Annotated in this window: 6 protein-coding genes and 2 tRNA genes; 3 read left to right on the top strand and 5 right to left on the bottom strand. The window is 55.8% G+C overall.

Annotation, left to right across the window (positions count from 1 at the left end; all coding sequences use genetic code 11):
* Both ACEWL3_RS20475 and ACEWL3_RS20470 read right to left on the bottom strand, forming a co-directional pair.
* Positions 1 to 332, bottom strand: a 332-nt coding sequence (locus ACEWL3_RS20475) for an AIR synthase related protein (protein ID WP_435001615.1), incomplete at its 3' end; no start/stop codon positions are given.
* A gap of 61 nt (positions 333 to 393) precedes the next feature.
* Positions 394 to 879, bottom strand: coding sequence for an ABZJ_00895 family protein (locus ACEWL3_RS20470; protein WP_386179409.1), 486 nt, complete (start codon positions 877 to 879; stop codon positions 394 to 396).
* 109 nt (positions 880 to 988) lie between these two features.
* Here ACEWL3_RS20470 and ACEWL3_RS20465 point away from each other — a divergent pair.
* Positions 989 to 1,065, top strand: a tRNA-Ile gene (locus ACEWL3_RS20465).
* A gap of 27 nt (positions 1,066 to 1,092) precedes the next feature.
* Here ACEWL3_RS20465 and ACEWL3_RS20460 read toward each other — a convergent pair.
* Both ACEWL3_RS20460 and ACEWL3_RS20455 read right to left on the bottom strand, forming a co-directional pair.
* Positions 1,093 to 1,542, bottom strand: coding sequence for a DUF4442 domain-containing protein (locus tag ACEWL3_RS20460; protein ID WP_386179411.1), 450 nt, complete (start codon positions 1,540 to 1,542; stop codon positions 1,093 to 1,095).
* 79 nt (positions 1,543 to 1,621) lie between these two features.
* A complete protein-coding gene (locus ACEWL3_RS20455; RefSeq protein WP_386179486.1) occupies positions 1,622 to 2,947 on the bottom strand; it encodes an ATP-binding protein in 1,326 nt (441 codons plus the stop codon).
* A 45-nt stretch (positions 2,948 to 2,992) separates the two neighbouring features.
* Between ACEWL3_RS20455 and ACEWL3_RS20450 the strand changes: the two genes are divergently transcribed.
* Both ACEWL3_RS20450 and ACEWL3_RS20445 read left to right on the top strand, forming a co-directional pair.
* Positions 2,993 to 3,904, top strand: coding sequence for an MBL fold metallo-hydrolase (locus ACEWL3_RS20450; protein WP_386179414.1), 912 nt, complete (start codon positions 2,993 to 2,995; stop codon positions 3,902 to 3,904).
* Positions 3,905 to 3,984: 80 nt separating this feature from the next.
* Positions 3,985 to 4,059 (top strand) — tRNA-Asn (locus tag ACEWL3_RS20445).
* Between the two features lie 192 nt (positions 4,060 to 4,251).
* Here the strand turns inward: ACEWL3_RS20445 and ACEWL3_RS20440 are convergent.
* Positions 4,252 to 4,791, bottom strand: a complete 540-nt coding sequence (locus tag ACEWL3_RS20440) for a hypothetical protein (protein WP_386179417.1) — start codon at positions 4,789 to 4,791, stop codon at positions 4,252 to 4,254.
* Between the last annotated feature and the right edge of the window lie 443 nt (positions 4,792 to 5,234).

The raw sequence follows: 5,234 nt of genomic DNA, 5'->3' as shown, positions 1-5,234 counted from the left end.
AAATAATCGAGGAAAAACAGCGGCTCCGCCCCCTGACAGACCAGATCGTTGACGCACATCGCCACCAGATCAATGCCGATGCTGTCGACATTTCCCGTATCAATTGCGATGCGCAGCTTGGTGCCAACACCATCTGTCGCAGCCACCAGAACCGGATCTGAGAACCCTGCGCCTTTGAGGTCAAAGAGCGCCCCAAAGCCGCCCAGACCCGACATCACGCCTGGACGCGCGGTACGCTTTGCCGCAGGTTTTATCCGCTCTACCAGCGCATTGCCCGCATCAATATCGACACCCGCGTCCGCATAGGTGATCCCGTTCTTTGAATTGGCCATGATCTGCGCCCCTGCCCTCAATGTTTCGCTGCGTCGCCCTAACAAGGCTGCGCACCTGAGTCTATTCCTGCTTTCTGGCAATCCGCATTTGGCGCTTGATTTCGTTCTTGGCTCCGGAGCCAAGGAAAAACCGCGTAGCGAGCAAATAGATCACCAAAAAAAAGCCAAGCAGGCCCAGCCCCAATGGTGTCATGATTGCATTCATCACGTCCCCAAGCTGTCCGGCGATGCCTGTGCCAATGGCCAGCGCCAGGACGATAATCCCGCTAAACACCATATTTACCGCCAGTAGAATGGCGGACAAACGCCACGCTTCACCTTTTGCGGGCACACGCCTCATACGGCGGGCATACACGTGTCCTGCGTCCATCGCAGGTACAATTGCCGCGACAATGCCGACCCCTGCGCCCCCCTGGAACTGCCAGAAATAATGCAAGGCGAAATCGACCACGGCCAAGAAAAGCCCCGTCAGCACCATCACAACGATATAGCGCAGGATCAGGTATTGCAGGTTCAGGGTTCTGCCGTCGATCTGGTCAGGGGCCATGGCGGTCTTCCTTGGACAGTTTTTCCGCTGCCTTAACGTTAAAATAGTGCAAACTCAATCATAAGACCTTGACGTATCGCATCTGCCTGCATACCCAAGCGCCCATGGCGGGCCTGTAGCTCAGTTGGTTAGAGCAGAGCGCTCATAACGCTTTGGTCGTAGGTTCGAGTCCTACCGGGCCTACCATACCCAGATCTGTTGGATGAAAGCGCCTCAGCGCGTCGCACTTACGTGCCAGTTGATCGTCATTTCCACCACGGTTTCGCCAGTCGCATCCTGAATATCCACAGTCACGTCAAAAGCCACTTTGCCGTCGTCCTTGATTGTTTTCATCAATTTGGCACCGGGTGAAGACGTCGTGGCATGCGCGGTCAGCGTGCCTTTGGCAATGCGTTTGAACGCGATGGCAGCGGTCGCCGCGACCGGGCGCATCGACAAGATAACCGGTGCCAGTGCCCCGGCCATTGCGGCACCTGACGCGGCCTCGCCAAGCGTGAACATCGCACCGGCGTGGATGGTCTGGATGTGGTTCGACACCTCATCACGTTGGATCAATTCCGCACTTGCACTCCCATCACCGACCTCAAGCAATGTGATGCCGACATGGTTCTGAAACGGCACAATGGTGCTGAGTTGTGCTTTGATCATGTCATATGGGGTCATCTTCGGCGCTCCAAATCTCTGTTGAATTGGGACGTCGCAGATTGGGACGGTGCCGACAATTGTACCGCCACGTCACATCTTAACGCGCAACCACAATATCGGCGCGCAATCCGCCCATGCGTGTCGATTCTCCCAATCTCAATACCCCACCATGTGCACGTGCAATATCTGTGGCAATGGCAAGCCCAAGCCCCACACTGCCGCCTTTATCCTGATTGCGTGCAGGGTCAAGACGGGTAAAGGGGCGCGTCGCCTCTGATCGGCGTTCTTCGGGAATGCCCGGCCCATCATCCTCGACCCGGATGCGCAATGTTTTCTCGCTGAGCATGACAGACACTTCTGCCCGCGCGCCATACCGCACTGCATTTGAGATCAGGTTGTCCACTGCACGACGCATCGACATCTTGCGCATCATCACCGTGCCGGTTCCATCCCCTTCTGCGGCCAACAAGGTGACATCACGCCCGGCGCGGGTGGCCTCGCTGACGATCTGGCTGACAAAGGCGTGCGGATCAACATCCTCAGGCTCCCCTTCGGCAGCCCCTTTGGCAAAGCTCAGGAATTCGTCCAACATGCCTTGCATGTCATCAACATCTTGCAACAATGGCTCCGCGTCCTCGTCCTCCAGCATCGACAGGCTCAGCCGCATCCGCGTCAGCGGAGTGCGCAGATCGTGGCTGACCCCGGACAACATCAGCGTACGCTGTTCGATCTGACGCTCAATCCGGTTTCGCATATCGACAAAAGCATTGCCCGCCGCGCGCACTTCGACGGCACCACTGGGCGAATAAGGTTCATGACGGCCCCGCCCAAACGCCTCAGCCGCTCGGGCCAGACGTTTGATCGGCCGCAGTTGATTGCGCAAATAGATCGAAGCAATCAACGTCATCACCACACCAAAAAATACCGTATAAACAAACAGTTGATGGGGATTCGCCGCCGATATTCTGCGCCGCTCGAATTGAAGTTCAACCGGCCCATTGTCAGATTGCACATAAAGAAGCACGCCGGGCTTCGATTTCAGATCAACCGCCTGCAACCCCGGCAACTCATCCGCCAGACGTGCGGTCAAGACCCGCCCAGAATAATCATACCAAGCGCGGGTATTTTCCTGCGGGACGTCAACGGGGGGCACGGCGCGCACCCTGATATCAAGCGGTTCTGCCACCGTCTGCACCTGCGTCGGTATCGCCGCCGCATCTTTGGCCCCATTCACCTGTGTCATGACCATGTTCAGTTCGCGCAACACCGTATCGGTCATCTGCAATGTCACACCCTCAAAATGCCGCTGGGCAAAGATGACGGTGACAACCAATTGCAGGAAGACCACCGGCAACAGCAGGATCAGGGCGGCGCGCCCATAGATGCCGCGCGGCATATATCGTTTGGACCAGGCAAAGAACATGACGTAAAGCTTAGCCAACGTGCCAGTCCTGTGAAAGGCAAATCCATGCTGCCCCCCGATGACTTTGATCCCAGAATTGGCGTGGCCGAGATGTTGGAGCCGGGCCTGCGCCGTATCGTGGCACCGAACCCCTCTGCGATGACCTATCGCGGCACCAACACCTATCTCATCGGTGACAAAGGCCTTGCCGTCATTGACCCCGGACCTGATGACACCGCACATCTCGACGCCATTCTGGCTTCCGTGCAACCGGACCAGCACATCAGCCACATCATCGTGACCCACACCCATCTGGACCATTCTCCGCTTGCACGTCCCTTGGCCGCGCGGTGCGGCGCACCGGTATTGGCATTTGGACATGCGCATGCGGGCCGCTCACAGGTCATGAGGCAGCTTGCCAGCACAGGCTTGATGGGGGGTGGCGAAGGCATCGACGTCGATTTCCATCCCGATCAAACCGTCGTGGATGGTGAGCTTATCCAAGGCGAGGGTTGGACGCTGAAGGCCATCCACACGCCCGGCCATATCGGCAATCACCTCTGCCTTGAATGGGGCGACGCCTGTTTGACGGCGGATCATGTAATGGGCTGGGCGTCTTCGCTAGTATCGCCGCCAGATGGCGATCTGAGCGATTTCATGACGTCCTGTTCACGGCTTCAATCCCGCGACTGGCGGGTGTTTTACCCCGGTCACGGCGCACCTGTGCACGATCCCGAGGCACGGTTGGCCTGGTTGGTGGCGCACCGCCAGTCACGCGAAACCGCCATTCTGGGACATCTGCAAAGCGCCCCCGGCACCGCCGAAGCCCTGGCGGCAAAGATCTATATCGAAACCCCGCCAGCGCTCTTGGGGGCAGCGACACGCAATGTCCTTGCGCATCTCGTTGATCTTTACCAAAAATCCATCGTTGAGCCTGAAAATACGCTCCATGCCAAAGCGACATTTCGCATGCGTTGACAGTATGGTCCAAAAATCGTGATTTTGCGGCAAATCCCTCTGGACGCGCCAAAACCTCACTGTTATATCGCCCAGACCGTTCCGGCGTAGCTCAGCGGTAGAGCAGTTGACTGTTAATCAATTGGTCGTAGGTTCGATCCCTACCGCCGGAGCCATTTTACCCTTTAGCTTCAATGGCATAGCCGCTTCGGGTGAAATGAGATTTTCTTGTTCAAATGCGCCGGAAGCATAGCGGAAGCAGTGTGCGTCAAAGCAAAAGAGTTGCTACTCCGCAACACATCATAGTCTTAGACGCAGGTTGGTAGAAGCAACATCCGGTTGTGAAAGCTAAAACTCTTTGGCGATTGTTATGCCAACTTCTTTATCAACGCTCCGCTTGCAAGTCCTGCCCCAGCCTTCCACACATCGGTTACTTCTGTAAGAAGGCGTTGTTTGCGAGCATCCGATGGGCCATGAATGATCGCTGATCGAACATCATAAAGGTGTTTTATGTCAGCTTTGATACTAACTTTTTCCTCTACGGTTTGCCCTAGAAGTTCTGCCATCTCGTGTTGGAGGGTTTCGCTAATTCGCCCCCTACCCGGTTTGAACAAGCGCTCTAGCACCATAGTGAGGTCCAAGACCCTATCTTGTGCTGCGAAGCGACCGTCACGACCGTAGGCTTCTGCTAGACGGTAGATCAAAGGAGCAAGTTCGGCATACGCAGTTTCTCTCCGGTTTGAAAACAAGAGTTGTGCTTCTTGAAGCTGTGCGCCCTCTGCCTCTTTGAACTCTGCAAAGGCATTGAACAGGTGGCTGATCGAACGCCCTTTGCGCGGCGAGCTTGGTGAATGATGTTGTCCAAGCAGGTCAGACGCCACTCTAGAAATGCAACGTTCCAATGTCATGATCCGAGATATGCGAGTTCCAAATGATACAGACAGTATGTTGGAAAATTCCTCTGTCCAACGATGGAATAGCGGTGGTAGCCGCTTATGCACATTCCCGCCATGCGCATACTTGTTACGCACTTCTGGTCGCCACTTAAATCTATGAACTAGGGCAAAAACACCCTCTGTACGCCGCCATTCAACGTGTTCAGGAGCCACTTCCCGAAGCCAATCCTTGTCAACGTACTCATCTAGCAGGCTGAGCGGAAACAAAGAGTAACCCTCGCCATGTCCGTCGTCATATAAAATGGGGCATCAGAGCGGCTTGAGCATTGGAGGCTCTGGCTCGTTTGTGTGATTGATTATGCGGCTTGTTTTTGATGTTTGGACCTGTCGCGCTTTCGTGCCGCCCCAAGTGCTCGTTTAAGCCACTTTCCGTTCGAAGGCGACCGGGCTTTGCC

It is taken from the genome of Sulfitobacter sediminivivens (assembly GCF_042611115.2).
GTDB lineage: Bacteria > Pseudomonadota > Alphaproteobacteria > Rhodobacterales > Rhodobacteraceae > Sulfitobacter > Sulfitobacter sediminivivens.
Note: the sequence above shows the minus strand (reverse complement) of the source record. Positions and strands in the feature narration are given on the sequence as shown.